This is a genomic window from Cellulomonas rhizosphaerae (genome assembly GCF_003470205.1).
In the GTDB taxonomy this organism is placed as follows: Bacteria; Actinomycetota; Actinomycetes; order Actinomycetales; family Cellulomonadaceae; genus Cellulomonas; species Cellulomonas rhizosphaerae.
The window spans coordinates 1-16,674 of record NZ_QWKP01000151.1 but is presented as its reverse complement, the minus strand read 5'-3'; the positions used below and the strand labels follow the sequence as shown (position 1 = coordinate 16,674).

Sequence of the window (16,674 nt, the reverse complement as noted above, 5' to 3'; positions counted from 1 at the left end):
GGGCCGCCCGCAGTTCTCCGCGGTGCTCGAGTGCGCCGCCGAGGCTCGTCGCCTCGGAAAGCACGTGTGGGCCGACGGCGGCGTGCGGCACCCGCGCGACGTCGCGCTGGCCCTGGCGGCCGGCGCCTCGCAGGTCATGGTCGGCTCCTGGTTCGCCGGCACGCACGAGTCGCCCGGCGACCTGCACGACGACGGCAACGGGCGGCTCTACAAGGAGTCGTTCGGCATGGCCTCGGCCCGCGCCGTCGCGGCCCGCACACGCGGCGGCTCGGCGTTCGAGCGCGCACGCAAGGGCCTGTACGAGGAGGGCATCTCCTCCTCGCGCATGTACCTGGACGCGCGTCGCCCGGGCGTCGAGGACCTCATCGACCACATCACGGCGGGCGTCCGCTCGGCCGCGACGTACGTGGGCGCGACCAGCATCGACGAGCTGCACGAGCGCGCCGCGGTCGGCATCCAGTCCGCGGCGGGCTACGAAGAGGGCCGCCCGCTGCCCGACGGCTGGTGACGGGCGTGCGCCCCGTCCTGATCCTCACGCACGCACCGCACGAGGGTCCCGGGCTCATCGCGCCCGTCCTCGACGCGCCGGTGCGGGTCCGCACGGTCGTCTCGTCGCAGGACCCGGTGCTGCCGGGCCTCGACGAGGTCTCCGGCGTCGTGGTCATGGGCGGGGCGATGGACGCCGACGACGACCGCTACCCGGGCCTCGTGGCCGAGAAGCGGCTGCTCGCCGAGGCGGTCGCCGCGGACGTGCCCGTGCTGGGCGTGTGCCTCGGTATGCAGCTGCTCGCGCTCGCGCTGGGCTCCGAGCTGCAGCGCCGGCACGGCACCGAGATCGGGTTCGCCCCGGTCGACGTCGTCGGCGACGACCCCGTGCTCGGCCAGCTGGGCGAGCGGCCGAGCGTGCTGCACTGGCACAACGACGCGGTCACCCTGCCGAGCGGCGCGACATTGCTCGCGTCGACGGCGACCACCCCGGTGCAGGCCTTCCGGGCTGGCTCGGCGCTCGGGGTCCAGTTCCACCCCGAGCTCGAGCCGCGGATGCTCGACCTGTGGCTCACGACGCCCGAGATGGTCGACGAGCTCGCCGACGACGAGATCGAGGCGATCCGCGCGGACGGCGCCAAGTACCTCCCCGACCTGGCCCCGGCCGCGCGGGCGATGGTGGACGGCTTCGCCGAGCAGGTGCGGGCGCGCGGTTGAGCCCGTCGCCGACGTCGGGCATCGATGCGCGCGCCGACCTCGCCGCCCTGTGCGAGCGGGGCATCGACTGGCGCCTCGACCCGTCGCGGATGATCACGCTGGGCGCGGCGACCCGGCCGGCGGCGGTGCTCGTCCTGTTCGGCCGGCTCGACGCCTCCCCCGCTGCCACGGACGCCCCGTCCGTCCCGGCCGATCTCGACGTCCTCCTGCAGCGCCGGGCCGGGACGCTCGGGCACCACGCCGGGCAGGTCGCGTTCCCGGGCGGTCGGCTCGAGCCGTCCGACGACGGGCCCGTGGCCGCCGCGCTCCGCGAGGCGACCGAGGAGGTCGGGCTCGACGCGGCTGGCGTCGAGGTGCTCGGCGCGCTCGCGCCGCTGCCTGTTCCCGTGAGCAATCACCTGGTGACGCCGGTCCCAGCCTGGTGGACGACGCCGTCACGCGTCGCGGCCGTCGACCACGCCGAGACCGTCGACGTCTTCCGGCTCGCCGTGGCCGACCTGCTCGATCCGGCCAACCGCGCGAGCGTCGCGCACACCCGCTCGGGCGCAACCGTCAGGACGCCCGCCTTCGTCGTCGGCGGCGTCCTGGTCTGGGGCTTCACCGCGATCGTCCTGTCCCGGATGTTCGACGCCCTGGGCTGGGCCGTGCCGTGGGACACCCGCCGCCTCGTCACCCCGGAGGTCTGAGTGCCGCACCCCAAGATCGAGCGCATGGTCGACGAGGACCTCGCCCGCCGCCTGCTGCGCGAGCAGCACCCCGACCTCGCCGACCTCCCGCTGACCTGGGTCGGCACCGGGTGGGACAACGCGATGTGGCGCCTCGGCGCGCACCTCATGCTCCGCTTCCCGGTCCGGAAGGAGTCCGCCCTCCTGGTCGAGCACGAGCAGGTCTGGCTCCCGGTGCTCGCGCCGACCTTGCCCGTCGAGGTGCCCGTGCCCGTCCGCAACGGCGTGCCGGGTGAGAGCTACCCGTGGGCCTGGAGCGTCGTGCCGTGGTTCGAGGCGACGACGGCCGCCGCCACGCCGCCCGCGTCGCACGGCGCCTGGGCAGAGCAGCTCGCCGACTTCTTCGTCGCGCTGCACGTGCCCGCACCGGCAGACGCCCCGGACAACCCGGTGCGCGGCGACGACATCGCGGTCCGCCGCGAGCCCCTGCGCGACCGCCTCGCTCAGCTGGCCCTGACCGACTCCGAGCGCATCGCCGCTCGCTTCGACGAGCTCGCCGCGGCGCCCCGGTGGACGGGCACGCCGGTGTGGGTCCACGGTGATCCGCACCCCGCGAACCTGCTCGAGCACGACGGCGCACTGCGGGCCGTCATCGACTTCGGCGACGTCACGTCGGGCGACCCTGCGTGCGACCTCGCGACGGCCTGGATGACGTTCGACGCCCCGGCCCGCGCGCGCTTCCGCGCCCGGATCGACGCCGGCTGCGGCTGGGACGACGCGATGTGGCGACGCGCGCAGGCCTGGGCGCTGCACCTCGCGGTCGTCATGCAGATGCATCCGGTGGAGTACCCGCACCTGGCGGCCGTGGGCCGGCACGGGATCGAGCAGGCGCTGGCCGGCTGACTCCCTGCCGGTCCAGGATGGCCGCATGACGACGACGCCGCCTGATCCGTGGTCCGAGGTGCGGGCCGCGTTCAGCGACAGCGCGCAGTGGTTCGCAGCGACGGTGCAGCTCGCCGACGGGCGCTGGGACCAGCCCGGCCTCGGCGTGTGGGACGTCCGCGCGCTCGTCGGGCACACCACGCGCGCGCTGCTCACTCTCGAGACCTACCTCAGCCGCCCGGTCGCCACGCGGGACGTCCGCTCCACGGCCGAGTACTACCTCGTGACCGCGGCGGCGGCGTCCGACGACGAGGTCGCCCAGCGAGGGCGTGACGCAGGTGCCGCACTCGGTCCCGACCCGGTGTCGACGGTGGCCGCGATCGTCGACCGCGTGCCTGCCCTGCTGGACCGCGCGGAGGCGGACCTCGTCGTCGCCACGATCGCCGGCGGGATCCGGTTGGGCCACTACGTGCCGACGCGCACGTTCGAGCTGGTCGTCCACACGCTCGACCTGGCCCGAGCGCTCGGTGCGGCGGCCGAGCCGCCGCCGGCCGCGGCGAGCGCCGCGCTGCGGGTCGTCGCCGACCTCGCTCCGAGACGCGGCCTGGCGGGTCCGGTGCTCGCCGCAGTGACCGGGCGCGAGATGCTCGGACCGGGCTTCAGCATTCTCTGAGCGCCGTCCGCGGTCCAGGATGGCCGTATGGCCGAGTCGAAGACAGCACCCACCGCCGTACCCGTCGCCGACTTCCTCGCGACGGTGGCCCATCCCGTCCGACGCCGCGACGCGGAGCGCCTGATCTCGCTCTACCGCCGCGTGACCGGTGCCGAGCCACGCATGTGGGGGCCGTCCATCGTGGGATTCGGGACCTACCACTACCGGTACGACTCGGGCCGCGAGGGAGAGATGGCGGCGGCAGGTTTCTCACCGCGCGCGGCGGCCACCACGGTGTACCTCGCGGACGGTGTCGCCGAGCACTCCGATGTGCTCGCCGAGCTCGGCCCCCACCGCAGCACCACGGCCTGCGTGTACGTGACGGATCTCGACCGCGTGGACCTCGACGTCCTCGAGCGGGTCGTCGCCGCTTCGTACGCGACGCTCACCGCGGGCACCTTCGGGACCCGGCTGTCGGGCCCGGCCCGTACCGTCGACCCGTGACCACGGTGCTCGAGCACGAGATCGTCCTGCGCGACGGCGCGGTGCTGCGCGGGCACGACGACGGCGAGGGCCCTGCGGTCGTCTGGCACCACGGTTCGCCGCAGACGGGCGCGCTCCTGGAGCCGGTCCTCGAGGCGACCCGCGCCCGCGGGCTGCGGCTCGTCTCCTACGGTCGCCCGAGCTACGGCGGGTCCACGCCCCGGCCGGGCCGCGACGTCGCGTCGGCCGCGTCCGACGTCGCTCAGCTGCTCGACGCCCTCGGCATCGCGTCGGCGGCGCACATGGGGGCGTCGGGGGGCGGCCCGCACGCCCTGGCCTGCGCGGCGCTGCTGCCCGACCGGACGACGGGTGTCATCTCGGTCGCCGGGCTCGCGCCGTTCGTCGACGGCTTCGACTGGGCGGCCGGGATGGCCTCCGACACCACCCTGCGCGCGGGGTCGCGGGGCCGCGAGGCCCGGGCGGCGGTCCCCGAGGAGCGCGTGGACGCGTTCCTGCCGGTCGACTGGGCCGCGCTGGAGGGTCCGTGGGCCGCGCTGGGCCGTGACGCGGGGCGCGCGATGCAGGACGGGCCGGACGGAATCATCGACGACGACGTCGCCTACGCGTCCCCGTGGGGATTCGACCCCTCCACGATCACGGTGCCCGTGCTGCTCGTGCACGGCGGGCTCGACCGCGTCGTGCCCGCCTCGCACAGCCAGTGGCTGCTCGCGCACCTGCCGACCGCCGAGCTGTGGCTCAGGCCGCGCGAGAGCCACGTCTCCGTGCTCAGCAGCGTGCCGCTGGCCCTGGACTGGCTCCGGACGCTGCCGTGACGACCCTCGGCGTCCTCGGGGTGCCCTCGAGCGCGGCCGCGCACGCACCCGGGCTCGAGCGCGCTCCCGCGGCGCTGCGCGCGGCGGGGTTCGTGCCGGCACTCGAGGCCGTTGGCCGCCAGGTCGTCGACCACGGCGACACCGCCGTCGCGCGCTGGCGGCACGACCCGCCCGAGCGGACCAGCCCGCACGACGTGCGTCGCGTGGCGGCCGTGCTGGGCGAGGCGCGCGCCGCGCTGGGGCGCATCCTCGCGGCGCGCCACGTGCCCGTCGTCCTCGGCGGAGAGTGCACCGTGACGCTCGCACTGCTGGCCGCTACGGCGGACGCGGGCCGCGACGTGGCGCTCGTGTACGTCGACGGCGGCCAGGACCTCCAGCTCCCGGCGGACCACCCCGACGAGCCGATCGCCGACTCGATGGGTGTCGCGCACCTGCTCGACCTGCCGGGCGCGCACGACGCCCTCGCCGGGATCGGCCCGCGGCGCCCGCTCCTGGCGGCGGACCGCCTGTGCTTCCTCGGCTATGCCGACGAGGAGGAGGACCTGCACGGCCTGGTCCCGTCCGTGCGCATCCCGGCCGACGACGTGCTCGCCGACCCGTCTGCGGCAGCCGAGCGTGCGCTGACCGTGGCGCGCCGGGCACCCGACGGCTTCGTCGTCCATCTCGACGTCGACGTGCTCGACATGCTGGCGCTACCGCTCGCGGACATCCCGCAGTACGGCCGCGGTCTGACCCCTCCGGTCCTGCGGGACGTGCTTGCGCACCTGTTCGCCGATCCCGGGTGTGCCGGGCTCGTCGTCGCGGAGGTCAACCCCGACCGCGACGACGACGAGGGAACGCACGTGCGCACCCTCGTCGACCTGCTCGCCACCGCCCTCACCCCGTGACGCAGACGAGCCCGGCCCCTCGCACGGGGCCGGGCTCGTCGTCAATCGATCAGTTGGCTGCGACCTGGCGCAGCACGTACTGCAGGATGCCGCCGTTGCGGTAGTAGTCCGCCTCGCCGGGGGTGTCGATGCGCAGCACCGCGTCGAAGGCGACGACCGAGCCGTCGGTCTTCGTGGCGGTCACCGCGAGCGTGCGGGGCGTCGTGCCCTCGTTGAGCGCGGTGACGCCCGTGATGTCGAACGTCTCGGTGCCGTCCAGGCCGAGCGAGTCGGCGGACTCGCCCTCCGGGAACTGCAGCGGCAGGACGCCCATCCCGATGAGGTTGGAGCGGTGGATCCGCTCGAAGCTCTCGGTGATGACGGCCTTGACGCCCAGCAGGCTGGTGCCCTTGGCAGCCCAGTCGCGCGACGAGCCGGAGCCGTACTCCTTGCCGCCGAGGACGACGAGCGGGATGCCGGCCTCCTGGTAGGCCTGCGACGCGTCGTAGATCGACGACTGCTCGCCCGTGAGGAGGTTCTGCGTGAACCCGCCCTCGACGCCCGGCACCAGCTGGTTGCGCAGGCGGATGTTGGCGAACGTGCCGCGGATCATGACCTCGTGGTTCCCACGGCGCGAGCCGTAGGAGTTGTAGTCACGACGCTCGACGCCGTGCTCGGCCAGGTACAGGCCGGCCGGGCTGTCCGCCTTGATCGAACCGGCGGGGCTGATGTGGTCGGTCGTGACCGAGTCACCCAGCTTGGCCAGCACGCGTGCGCCGTGGAAGTCGACGACCGGGGACGGCTCCGCCTGCATGCCCTCGAAGTACGGGGGCTTGCGGACGTAGGTCGACTCCGGGTCCCACTCGAACGTGTCGCCCTCGGGCGTCGGCAGCGCGCGCCAGCGCTCGTCGCCGCTGAACACGTCGGCGTAGTCCTTGGTGAACATCGCGCGGTCGATCGACGCGTCGATCACGGTCTGGACCTCGTCCGGCGTGGGCCAGATGTCCCGCAAGAAGATCGGCTGGCCGGCCTCGTCGCGACCCAACGGGTCGGACTCGAAGTCGAAGTCCATCGTCCCGGCCAGCGCGTACGCGATGACCAGCGGCGGGGACGCGAGGTAGTTCATCTTGATGTCGGGGTTGATGCGACCCTCGAAGTTGCGGTTGCCCGAGAGCACCGCGGCCACGGCGAGGTCGTGCTCCTGCACGGTCTCCGAGACCTTCTCGTCGAGCGGGCCCGAGTTGCCGATGCAGGTGGCGCAGCCGTAGCCGACCAGGTGGAAGCCCAGCTTCTCGAGGTAGGGCCACATGCCGGCCTTCTCGTAGTAGTTGGTCACCACCTGCGAGCCCGGGGCCATGGACGTCTTGACCCACGGCTTGGCCACGAGGCCCTTCTCGACGGCCTTCTTCGCGACGAGCGCCGCGGCCATCATCACGGACGGGTTCGACGTGTTGGTGCAGCTCGTGATCGACGCGATCGCGACCGCGCCGTGGAACAGCTCGAACTCGCGACCCTCGGCGTCCGTCACCGGGTAGGTGCGCGTGGCCGACGAGGTGATCGCGGGCGAGTCGGACGCGGGGAAGGACTCGCGCTCGGCCTCGTCGACGCCGTTGGTGACCTCGGGGGCGTAGGTGGGCAGGTCGCGCTGGAACTGCTCCTTGGCCCGCGAGAGCTCGATGCGGTCCTGGGGGCGCTTCGGGCCGGCGATCGAGGGGACGACCGTGGACAGGTCGAGCTCGAGGTACTCCGAGAACACCGGCTCGACGTACGAGTCCAGCGTCGGGTCGAGCCACATGCCCTGCTCCTTGGCGTACGCCTCGACGAGCGCGAGCTGCTCCTCGGAGCGGCCGGTGAGGCGCAGGTAGTCGAGCGTGACGCCGTCGATCGGGAACATGGCGGCCGTCGAGCCGAACTCGGGGCTCATGTTGCCGATGGTCGCGCGGTTGGCCAGCGGCACCGCGGCGACGCCCTCGCCGTAGAACTCGACGAACTTGCCGACCGCGCCGTGCTGGCGCAGCTTCTGCGTGATCGTCAGCACGATGTCCGTGGCGGTGACGCCCAGCGGGATCGAGCCCGTGAGCTTGAAGCCCACGACGCGCGGGATGAGCATCGAGACGGGCTGGCCGAGCATGGCCGCCTCGGCCTCGATGCCACCGACGCCCCAGCCCAGCACGCCCAGGCCGTTGACCATCGTGGTGTGCGAGTCGGTGCCGACGCAGGTGTCGGGGTAGGCCTTCCCGTCGCGCACCATGACGCCGCGGGCCAGGTACTCGATGTTGACCTGGTGGACGATTCCGGTGCCCGGCGGGACGACCTTGAAGTCGTCGAACGCCGTCTGGCCCCAGCGCAGGAACTGGTAGCGCTCACGGTTGCGCTGGTACTCGAGCTCGACGTTGCGCTCGAACGCGTCGGCGCGGCCGGCGACGTCGATCTGCACGGAGTGGTCGATGACCAGCTCGGCCGGGGCGAGCGGGTTGATGCGGGTCGGGTCGCCGCCGAGCTCGACGACGGCCTCGCGCATGGTGGCGAGGTCGACGACGCACGGGACGCCGGTGAAGTCCTGCATGATCACGCGTGCAGGCGTGAACTGGATCTCGGTGTCGGGCTGGGCGTCGGGGTCCCAGCCGGCGAGGGCGTTGATGTGGTCGGCGGTGATGTTCGCGCCGTCCTCGGTGCGCAGCAGGTTCTCCGCCAGCACCTTGAGGCTGAACGGCAGGCGCTCGAGGCCCGGCACCGCGGCGAGCCGGTACACCTCGTACGAGGCGTCACCGACTTCCAGCGTTCCCTTGGAACCGAAGCTGTCGACAGTGCTCACGAGACTCCTTCATCGGGCGAGTCGGCCGGGGATGGGGGTCCCGGGCCGTGGGCGATGCACAGCCACCCTAGTGGCTCCATCGAAGTATCTTGACGTCAAGATACATCACGACGGGCCCGCCGCGCGAGTCGGGCACGCCGACGCGTCAGTCCTTCGCGTGTGCCTCGTCGTACGCGGCCTGCGCCTTGCGCTCGGCCTCGATCGCCCGCTCGTGCGACCGGTGGTCGTACTCGGGCGTCCCACTCTTGAACAGCTCCTGCGTGGCCACCTTCTTCGCCTGCGCCAGCGCGCTGCTCGTGGCGTCGTCGCTCACGGCTCACTCCTCCCGGTGCGTTCCCGTCACGGGCCCACCGACCCGCTCGTTCCCACGGTAGGACGGTCGCCGCCGGGCCGCGACCCCCGGGTTGCCTTGCCGGGCATGTCGGACATCTCCTGCCTATCCTGTGCGCGCCGGGGCAGGTCCCGGCACGGACTCATCCGGAGGAAGCGTGATCCGCAACCGCACCAGCGGGCGGACGCAGGGGGCGACGCTCGCGCGGCGCGAGACCCTGCGCCGCACCACCCGTCGGGCCCTGGCGGGCGCCGTCTCGGCCGTGCTCGTCGCCGGCCTCGTCCCATTCGTCGCCGCACCCGCGCAGGCCGCGGGCGTCACGATCACCGGCACGGTCAAGAACCAGGCAGGGCAGGCCATCGCCGCGAACGTCGAGATCTCCTTCGACGGCGGGTGGTTGACGACGACGACCAACGCGTCCGGCGCCTTCACGCTGACCGGGGTGTCGCCGGGCACGGCGTACCTCAACGCGAGCGAGTCCGGCAACGACCACCTGTACACGGGCGAGAACTGGAACGGCACCGCGAGCGCACCGGGCTACATCTCGTTCACCGTCCCGGCCACCAGCGTCACGGGCGTCAACTTCGTCCTCGACCCGGCCACAGGCATCCTCGGCACCGCGACCGACGAGGCCGGCAAGCCGCTCGCCAACATCGGCTGGACCGTCCTGGAGTACCGGCCCACGGAGGGCGACTGGTACCCGCCGCAGATGGGCCCGCTGCTCACCGACGAGGACGGGCGCATGTGGTGGCGCACGGAGGTGGGCAAGACCTACAAGCTGTGCTTCGAGGACGACTGGTACGGCGACCCCTCGTGGCGACCCACGGTGCGCTACGCGGACCGCTGCTGGAACCAGGCCGCCACGCAAGCCGCCGCGACGCCCATCACGGTGACCGAGGCGACGCGACGCCAGACGTTCACCGTCGCGCTGCCCGTCGCCGGGAAGTCGCTCCTGCCCGGCACGCCGTTCGTGACCGGCGCGGCGAAGGTCGGGAGCGCGCTGACGGCCGATCCCGGTCAGTGGACGCCGTCGGGCGTCGCCCTGTCGTACCGCTGGGTCGCCTACCGCGGCGCGACGCGCATCGAGCTGCCCTCGACCAGCCGCACGTTCGTGCCGACTGCCGAGAACGTCGCGGCAGGCGACTCGATCACCGTCGAGGTCACCGGGACGCTCGCGGGCTACAAGACCGCGACCCGCTCGGCATGGGCCGGTGAGGTCGGCAAGCCGACGCCGACGCTGTCGAGCCCGGTGAAGATCACCGGCACACCGACCGCTGGGAACACCCTCACCGCGTCGTGGGGGACGTTGACCCCGGCTGTCACCTATCCCATGCTCACCTGGTACGTCGACGGGCAGGAGGACGGTCGCGGTACGTCGTCGGGCAACACGACCTTCGCCGTCACCGCGGCCCACGCCAACAAGCGCATCGAGGTCCGCCTGGAGGCCTACCCCGAGGGGTACAACCCCGTGCGGTCCGTCGCGGCCGTCACCGCCGGCTCTCCGCTGACCGCCGTGACCCCGACGGTCTCCGGGACGCTCGCCGTCGGCAAGACGCTCACGGCGACACCCGGCGCCTGGGGACCGGCACCGGTCACGCTGGGCTACCAGTGGTACCGCTCGGGCACGGCGATCTCGGGTGCGACCGCGGCCGCCTACAAGCTCGTCGAGGCGGACCGCGCCAAGACCCTCACGGTCAAGGTCACCGGCAGCAAGGCCGGCTACGTGACCGCGTCACGCACCTCGGCGGCCACCACGGCCGTCCAGGGCGTGCTGACGGCCCCGATGCCGACGATCAGCGGCACCACGGCCGTGGGCCGCACGCTCACCCTGTCGACAGGCACCTGGGGACCGGCACCGGTGGCGCTCAGCTACCGCTGGTACCGCTCGGGGGTCGCGATCTCGGGCGCGACCGCGACGACGTACACGCTCACGGCGAGCGACCGCGGCAAGACGATCACGGTCCACGTCGCCGGCCGCAAGACCGGCTACGTCAGCACGAGCCGCTCGTCGGCGGCCACCGCCGCGATCCGGGGCGTGCTGACGACGAAGACGCCGACGGTCACCGGGACGCTCAAGGTCGGCTCGACACTGAAGGCGGCTCCCGGCACGTGGGGTCCCGCACCCGTCACGCTCGCGTACCAGTGGTACCGCGGGAGTACCGCGATCAGCGGCGCGAAGTCGTCGACGTACAAGCTCGTCGCCGCCGACAAGGGCACGACGATCAAGGTGCGGGTCACGGGGAGCAAGTCGGGCTACGTGTCCGCCGCGAAGTACTCGGCCGCCACGGCGAAGATCGCCTGACGCCGGACGTCGGACGCCCCGCCTGCGCTCGCGCGCGGCGGGGCGTTCGTCGTCAGCGGGTCAGGACCGCCACGGTCTCGAGGTGGTGCGTCATCGGGAACAGGTCGTACCCCTGCAGCGTCTCGACGCCGTACCCGCCGTCGGCGAACAGCGCGATGTCGCGGGCCAGGGCCGCCGGGTCGCACGCGACATAGACGACGCGCTCGGGCCGCAGCTCGAGGATGCCGCCGACGACCGAGCGGCCCGCGCCGGTGCGCGGCGGGTCGAGGACCACGACGTCGGCGTGCACGACGTCCGAGTCGGCGTCGTCGCGGCCGGTGAGCACGCGCGCGACGTCGCCGGCGTGCAGCTCCACGTTGCCGCGGTCGTGCAGGTTGCGGCGGGCGTCCTTGACGGCGCGCTCGTCGCCCTCGACGGACACGACCTCGCCCGTCTCGCCGACCGCGTCGGCCAGCGGCGCGGTGAACAGGCCGGCGCCCGAGTACAGGTCGAGCACCGCGGCGCCCTCGACGTCGCCCACGCCCGCGAGGACGGCGTCGACGAGCACGCCCGGCGCCTCGCGGTGGACCTGCCAGAACCCGGCGGCGGCGACGCGGAACACGCGGTCGCCCACGCGCTCGCGCACCGAGGACCGCGCGTTGGGGCGCTTGTCGACGCGGCCCTTCCGCAGGTCGTAGGGCTGCCCGTCGAGCAGGACGACGGGCTCGTCGCCGCTGGCCGGCGCGATGGCCTCGATGTGGGCGCCCGCGGGCCAGGTGCGCTCGAAAAGCTCGAGCTCGGCGATGGTCGGCGAGGCCAGGGGCATCGACGACAGCGCGTGCACCTCGTGCGAGCGGTGCCCCCGCATGCCGGCGCGGCCGGACGCGTCCGCGACCAGGTCGATGCGCGTGCGCCAGCCCAGGCCGCCGAACTCGTCGTCCCCGGGCGCCGCGAGGATGCTGACGTCGCGCTCGAGCTTGGCCAGGCGGCGCAGCTGCTCGTCGAGCACCGCGGCCTTCCAGGCGCGCTGCGCGGGCAGGGCGACGTGCGCGAGCTCTCCCCCGCCGACGCCACCGGCACCGGCGGCCGGCCACGCCGACTCGACGCGGTCCGGGGACGGCGTGACGATCTCGACCGCGTCGGCGCGCCAGAACTTGGCGTCGGGCGCGGCGTCGGTCAGCCGAGCCCGGACCCGCTCGCCCGGAAGCGTGTGCCGGACGAAGACCACGCGGCCGTCGTAGCGCGCCACGCAGTGCCCGCCATGGGCGATCGGGCCGACCTCGAGGTCGACGAGAGCGTCAGGCAGGATGTCAGAAGCCACGGTTCACCGGTCCACGCAGGGGATCCTCGAGACCGGTCTGGCCCTCGGAGGAAGCGAGCTGCCACGGCACCGAGGCGACGACGACTCCGGGCGTGAAGAGCAGGCGGCCCTTGAGTCGCAGGGCGCTCTGGTTGTGCAGCAGCTGCTCCCACCAGTGTCCCACCACGTACTCGGGGATGTAGACGACGACGAGGTCGCGCGGGCTCTCCCGGCGGATCGAGCGCACGTAGGTCAGCACCGGACGCGTGATCTCGCGGAACGGCGAGTCGAGCACGCGCAGCGGCACGGGCAGGTCCATCGCGTCCCACTGCTCGCGCAGGGCTGTCACGTCGTCGGGGTCGACGCCCACGGTCACGGCCTCGAGGGTGCTGGGGCGGCCCGCGCGGGCGTAGGACAGCGCGCGCATCGTCGGGCGGTGCAGGTGCGAGACCAGCACGATGGCGTGCACGCGGCTGGGCAGCGCCCGAGCGGACTCGGAGTCGACCCCGAGCGCGAGCTCGGCGCGGACGGTCGCGTAGTGCTTGTGGATCGCGCGCATCGTGACGAACACGATGGCCATCGCGAGGATCGCGATCCAGGCGCCGTGCGTGAACTTGGTCAGCAGCACGACGATCAGCACGGTCCCGGTCATGACGAACCCGATCGAGTTCACCACGCGGGCGCGCTGCATCTGCGAGCGGCGGGCGGGCTCGGGCTCGGTGCGCAGCCCGCGCGTCCAGTGCCGGACCATGCCGAGCTGGCTCAGCGTGAACGAGACGAACACGCCCACGATGTAGAGCTGGATGAGCTTGGTGACCTGCGCGTCGAACGCCCAGATGAGCACGATCGCCACCGCCGCGAGCGTGACGATGCCGTTGGAGTACGCGAGCCGGTCGCCCCGGGTGTGCAGCTGGCGCGGCAGGTAGCCGTCGCGCGCCAGGATCGAGCCGAGCACGGGGAAGCCGTTGAACGCCGTGTTGGCGGCCAGCACGAGGATCAGGCCCGTCGCGATCGCGATGAGGACGAACAGCGCCGGGATGCCCTCGAACACAGCCCCGGCGAGCTGGCTGATCACCGGGTGCTGCACGTACGAGTCGCCCACAGGCACGCCGTCGCGCGTGAGCTGGGTCGCCGGGTCGTCGGCGAACGTCACGCCGGTCGCCCGTGCGAGCAGCAGGATCGCCATGATCATGACGATCGACAGGCCGCCCAGCAGCGCGAGCGTGGTCGCGGCGTTCTTCGACTTGGGCTTCTTGAAGGCGGGCACGCCGTTGCTGATCGCCTCGACGCCCGTCAGGGCCGCGCAGCCCGAGGCGAACGCACGCAGGATGAGGAAGAAGCCCGCGAGCCCGACGATGCCCTGGTCGTACGCCGACTCGGGCGTGAGCCCCAGCCCCGCGCTCTCCGCCATCGGCAGCGTGCCGGTCGCGTAGCGGATCGCGCCGAACACGCCGATCAGCCCGATCGCGAACATGAACAGGTACACGGGGATCGCGAACGCCTTGCCGGACTCCTTGACCCCGCGCAGGTTCGCGATCGTCAGCAGGACGACCAGGACGATCGCGAAGAGCGCCTCGTGCCCGCGCAGCGGCGGGAAGGCCGTCGCGGCGTACTGGGCGCCCGACGAGATCGACACGGCCACCGTGAGGACGTAGTCGACCAGGAGCGCGCTCGCCACGGTCACGCCCGCGTTCGGCCCGAGGTTGACGGTCGCCACCTCGTAGTCGCCGCCGCCCGAGGGGTAGGCGCGCACGTTCTGCCGGTAGGACGCGACGACGGTGAGCATCACGATCGCCACCGCGAGACCGACCCACGGCGAGATGACGAGAGCCGAGAGGCCCGCCATCGACAACGTGAGCAGGATCTCGTCCGGCGCGTACGCCACGGACGACAGCGCGTCCGAGGCGAACACCGGAAGCGCGATGCGCTTGGGCAGGAGGGTGTGGCCGACGTTGTCGCTGCGGACGGGACGTCCGATCAGCAAACGCTTGGCGGCATCCGAGAGGTCCGACACGAGGCCGATCGTACGCACGCCGAGCCCGCTGCACGTAGCCGTGCTCGGGGGTATAGCGTCCGGTCGTGCACTTCGTGATCATGGGCTGCGGCCGGGTGGGTGCCTCGTTGGCACTCAACCTCGAGGAACACGGCCACTCGGTGGCCGTCATCGACCAGAACCCCGACGCCTTCCGGCGCCTGCCCGGCGACTTCGCCGGCAACAAGGTCACCGGGCTCGGCTTCGACCGCGACACGCTGACCAAGGCGGGGATCGACGACGCGTACGGCTTCGCGGCCGTCGCGGACGGCGACAACTCGAACATCCTCGCCGCGCGCGTCGCGCGCGAGACGTACGGCATCGAGAACGTCGTCGCCCGCATCTACGACCCGCACCGCGCCGAGATCTACCAGCGCCTGGGCATCCCGACCGTCGCGACGGTCCGGTGGACCGCGCACCAGGTCCTGCGCCGGTTGCTGCCCATGGGCGCGAGCGACGAGTTCCGCGACGCGTCGGGCCAGATCCAGCTGGTGCAGCTCGACGTGCACGCCGCCTGGGTCGGCCTTCCGACCCGCGCGCTCGAGGAGGCCAGCGGCGCCCGCGTCGCCTACGTCACGCGCTACGGCGACGGCGTCCTGCCGACCGCCGACACCGTCCTCCAGGAGAACGACACCGTGCACCTGCTGCTCAAGGTCTCGGACTCCGACCACGTCGAACGCGTGCTCACGCGCGCACCGGAGGTGTCCGAGTGAGAGTCGTCATCGCAGGCGCCGGGTCCGTCGGTCGCTCGATCGCGCGCGAGCTGCTCGCGCACGACCACGAGGTGACGATCGTCGACCGGCAGCCGAGCGCCATGCGCATCGCCCAGGTCGCCGACGCGGACTGGCTGCTCGCCGACGCGTGCGAGCTGCCCACGCTGCGCGAGGCGCGGGCCGACGAGTGCGACGTCATGGTCGCCGCGACCGGCGACGACAAGGCCAACCTCGTCATCTCCCTGCTCGCCAAGACCGAGTTCGGCGTGCCGCGCACCGTCGCGCGCGTGAACAACCCCAAGAACGAGTGGATGTTCGACGAGGCGTGGGGCGTGGACGTCGCCGTCTCGACCCCGCGGATCATGACGTCGATGGTCGAGGAGGCCGTCTCCGTCGGCGACCTGGTGCGGATCTTCACGTTCCACCAGTCCCGTGCGGGCATCCTCGAGCTCACGCTCCCGGACGGCTCGCCGCTGGCCGGTGTGCGCGTGGGTCAGATCGAGTGGCCGCAGGACACCGTGCTCGCGTGCATCGTGCGCGACGCGCGTCCCATCTCGCCGAGCCCCGACGACACGCTCGAGGGCCGCGACGAGCTGCTGTTCGTGACGGGCCGGGACGCCGACGAGGCGGCCCTGCAGGCCGTGCTCAGGACTGGCGTGAGCGCGTCGAGCGCACCAGCATCCAGCTGATCCACAGCGCGAGAGCGGTCAGCGGCAGGCCCATGGCCAGCTTCGCCGTACCCAGCCAGCCGATGTCCTCGGAGTAGTAGAGCGGCACCTGGACGGCCAGCCGCACCGCGAACATCGCCACCCACGGCCACGTCGCCAGGCTGTACGTCCGGCGCAGCGCGCGGTCCGAGCGCCACGCGACGGCCGCCGACCACGGGCCGCCGCTCAGCGGGCCGCCCTTGGTGAACAGCCCCATCACGAGGCCCACGAGGGGCCAGCCGACGAGGATGCTCGCGAGCGTGCCGACGAGGTAGACGCCGTTGACCCACAGCCCGTAGGCGAAGTAGTCCGACGCGTCCCCGGTGCGCCAGGCCCACACGACGCCGATGCCGACGCCGAGCAGGCCCGAGAACGCCTGCGTGACGGGCGTGCGCTGCACGAGCCGCACGATGACGGCCAGGACGGCCGCTCCCGCCGCGGCGACGAGCGCCGGGGTGAGGTTCTGGCCGGTCGCCAGGTAGACGACGACGAACAGCAGGCCGGGCGCGACCGACTCGACGATGCCGCGCACTCCCCCGACGGCGTCGGCCGCGGAGAACTCCTCGGCAGTCAGGGCGCGCATGCCGCGCAGCCCGCCCTCCTCGGGGGCGACGACGTCGTCGATCGCGTCGAGGGGGCCCTCAGGTGCGCCCTGCGGCGCCTGGGACTCACTCACCGGGTCGGGGGCGCAGCTCGTAGCCGGGGTTGAAGACCGTGCGCTTGCCGTCGACGAGGCAGACGAGCCCCTCGGCCTTGAGCCGGCGCCCGGGCACGACGCCGGCGATCTCGCGCCGCCCGAGCCACACGAGCACGAGCGTGCCGCTGCCGTCGTACAGCTCGGCCTCGAGCGCAGGCACGCCCTCGCGCGGGCGGAACGTCACCGAGCGGATCACGCCCGAGACGCGCGCGCG

Annotated in this window: 17 protein-coding genes; 11 read left to right on the top strand and 6 right to left on the bottom strand. The window is 73.0% G+C overall.

What is annotated here, in order from left to right; all coding sequences use genetic code 11:
* The 8 genes from D1825_RS05450 to D1825_RS05415 form a co-directional block, all read left to right on the top strand.
* The coding region (locus D1825_RS05450) for an IMP dehydrogenase (protein ID WP_199721506.1) at nt 1–508 on the top strand (508 nt) is incomplete at its 5' end.
* A 5-nt stretch (nt 509–513) separates the two neighbouring features.
* Complete coding sequence (locus D1825_RS05445) at nt 514–1,203, top strand: type 1 glutamine amidotransferase (RefSeq protein WP_118766437.1); 690 nt, start codon at nt 514–516, stop codon at nt 1,201–1,203.
* Nucleotides 1,200–1,889, top strand: coding sequence for an NUDIX hydrolase (locus D1825_RS05440; protein ID WP_407643299.1), 690 nt, complete (start codon nt 1,200–1,202; stop codon nt 1,887–1,889). The genes D1825_RS05445 and D1825_RS05440 overlap by 4 nt, the downstream gene beginning before the upstream one ends.
* A 24-nt stretch (nt 1,890–1,913) precedes the next feature.
* A complete protein-coding gene (locus tag D1825_RS05435) occupies nt 1,914–2,771 on the top strand; it encodes an aminoglycoside phosphotransferase family protein (RefSeq protein WP_118766435.1) in 858 nt (285 codons plus the stop codon).
* 25 nt (nt 2,772–2,796) lie between these two features.
* Nucleotides 2,797–3,423 carry a maleylpyruvate isomerase N-terminal domain-containing protein gene (locus D1825_RS05430; protein ID WP_118766429.1) on the top strand — a complete coding sequence of 209 codons (627 nt, stop codon included), beginning with the start codon at nt 2,797–2,799 and terminating at the stop codon, nt 3,421–3,423.
* Nucleotides 3,424–3,450: 27 nt separating this feature from the next.
* The gene (locus D1825_RS05425; RefSeq protein ID WP_118766428.1) at nt 3,451–3,906 is read left to right on the top strand and encodes a DUF1801 domain-containing protein; all 456 of its coding nucleotides are present in this window, start codon (nt 3,451–3,453) and stop codon (nt 3,904–3,906) included.
* Nucleotides 3,903–4,718 (top strand): alpha/beta fold hydrolase, encoded by an 816-nt coding sequence (locus tag D1825_RS05420; protein ID WP_233549649.1) that lies wholly within the window; start codon nt 3,903–3,905, stop codon nt 4,716–4,718. The genes D1825_RS05425 and D1825_RS05420 overlap by 4 nt, the downstream gene beginning before the upstream one ends.
* Entirely contained in the window at nt 4,715–5,605 is an 891-nt protein-coding gene (locus D1825_RS05415) for an arginase family protein (protein ID WP_118766427.1), read from the top strand. The genes D1825_RS05420 and D1825_RS05415 overlap by 4 nt, the downstream gene beginning before the upstream one ends.
* 49 nt (nt 5,606–5,654) lie before the next feature.
* On the opposite strand, the gene acnA is transcribed toward D1825_RS05415, so the two are convergent.
* Both acnA and D1825_RS05405 read right to left on the bottom strand, forming a co-directional pair.
* On the bottom strand, nt 5,655–8,399 hold the full coding sequence (gene acnA, locus D1825_RS05410) for an aconitate hydratase AcnA (protein ID WP_118766426.1): 2,745 nt from the start codon (nt 8,397–8,399) through the stop codon (nt 5,655–5,657).
* Between the two features lie 145 nt (nt 8,400–8,544).
* A complete protein-coding gene (locus tag D1825_RS05405; RefSeq protein WP_118766425.1) occupies nt 8,545–8,712 on the bottom strand; it encodes a translation initiation factor 2 in 168 nt (55 codons plus the stop codon).
* A gap of 175 nt (nt 8,713–8,887) precedes the next feature.
* On the opposite strand from D1825_RS05405, the gene D1825_RS05400 reads away from it, so the two are divergent.
* Nucleotides 8,888–11,032 carry a carboxypeptidase-like regulatory domain-containing protein gene (locus D1825_RS05400; RefSeq protein WP_158580682.1) on the top strand — a complete coding sequence of 715 codons (2,145 nt, stop codon included), beginning with the start codon at nt 8,888–8,890 and terminating at the stop codon, nt 11,030–11,032.
* A gap of 52 nt (nt 11,033–11,084) precedes the next feature.
* Here the strand turns inward: D1825_RS05400 and D1825_RS05395 are convergent, their stop codons facing one another.
* Nucleotides 11,085–12,332: a class I SAM-dependent RNA methyltransferase gene (locus D1825_RS05395; protein WP_233549648.1), complete on the bottom strand. Its 1,248-nt coding sequence runs from the start codon at nt 12,330–12,332 to the stop codon at nt 11,085–11,087.
* The gene (locus D1825_RS05390) at nt 12,322–14,325 is read right to left on the bottom strand and encodes an APC family permease (protein WP_118766432.1); all 2,004 of its coding nucleotides are present in this window, start codon (nt 14,323–14,325) and stop codon (nt 12,322–12,324) included. The genes D1825_RS05395 and D1825_RS05390 overlap by 11 nt, the downstream gene beginning before the upstream one ends.
* Nucleotides 14,326–14,405: 80 nt before the next feature.
* Between D1825_RS05390 and D1825_RS05385 the strand changes: the two genes are divergently transcribed.
* Nucleotides 14,406–15,056 (top strand): potassium channel family protein, encoded by a 651-nt coding sequence (locus tag D1825_RS05385; protein WP_118766431.1) that lies wholly within the window; start codon nt 14,406–14,408, stop codon nt 15,054–15,056.
* Entirely contained in the window at nt 15,053–15,745 is a 693-nt protein-coding gene (locus tag D1825_RS05380) for a potassium channel family protein (RefSeq protein ID WP_118766423.1), read from the top strand. Before D1825_RS05385 ends, D1825_RS05380 begins: the two co-directional genes overlap by 4 nt.
* Here D1825_RS05380 and D1825_RS05375 read toward each other — a convergent pair.
* Together D1825_RS05375 and D1825_RS05370 are read right to left on the bottom strand one after the other, a co-directional pair.
* Nucleotides 15,702–16,346: a DUF3159 domain-containing protein gene (locus D1825_RS05375; RefSeq protein ID WP_118766430.1), complete on the bottom strand. Its 645-nt coding sequence runs from the start codon at nt 16,344–16,346 to the stop codon at nt 15,702–15,704. The two genes, D1825_RS05380 and D1825_RS05375, sit on opposite strands and share 44 nt — an antisense overlap.
* Nucleotides 16,347–16,431: 85 nt before the next feature.
* Nucleotides 16,432–16,674: OB-fold nucleic acid binding domain-containing protein (locus D1825_RS05370; RefSeq protein WP_118766422.1), on the bottom strand; the 243-nt coding region annotated here is incomplete at its 5' end.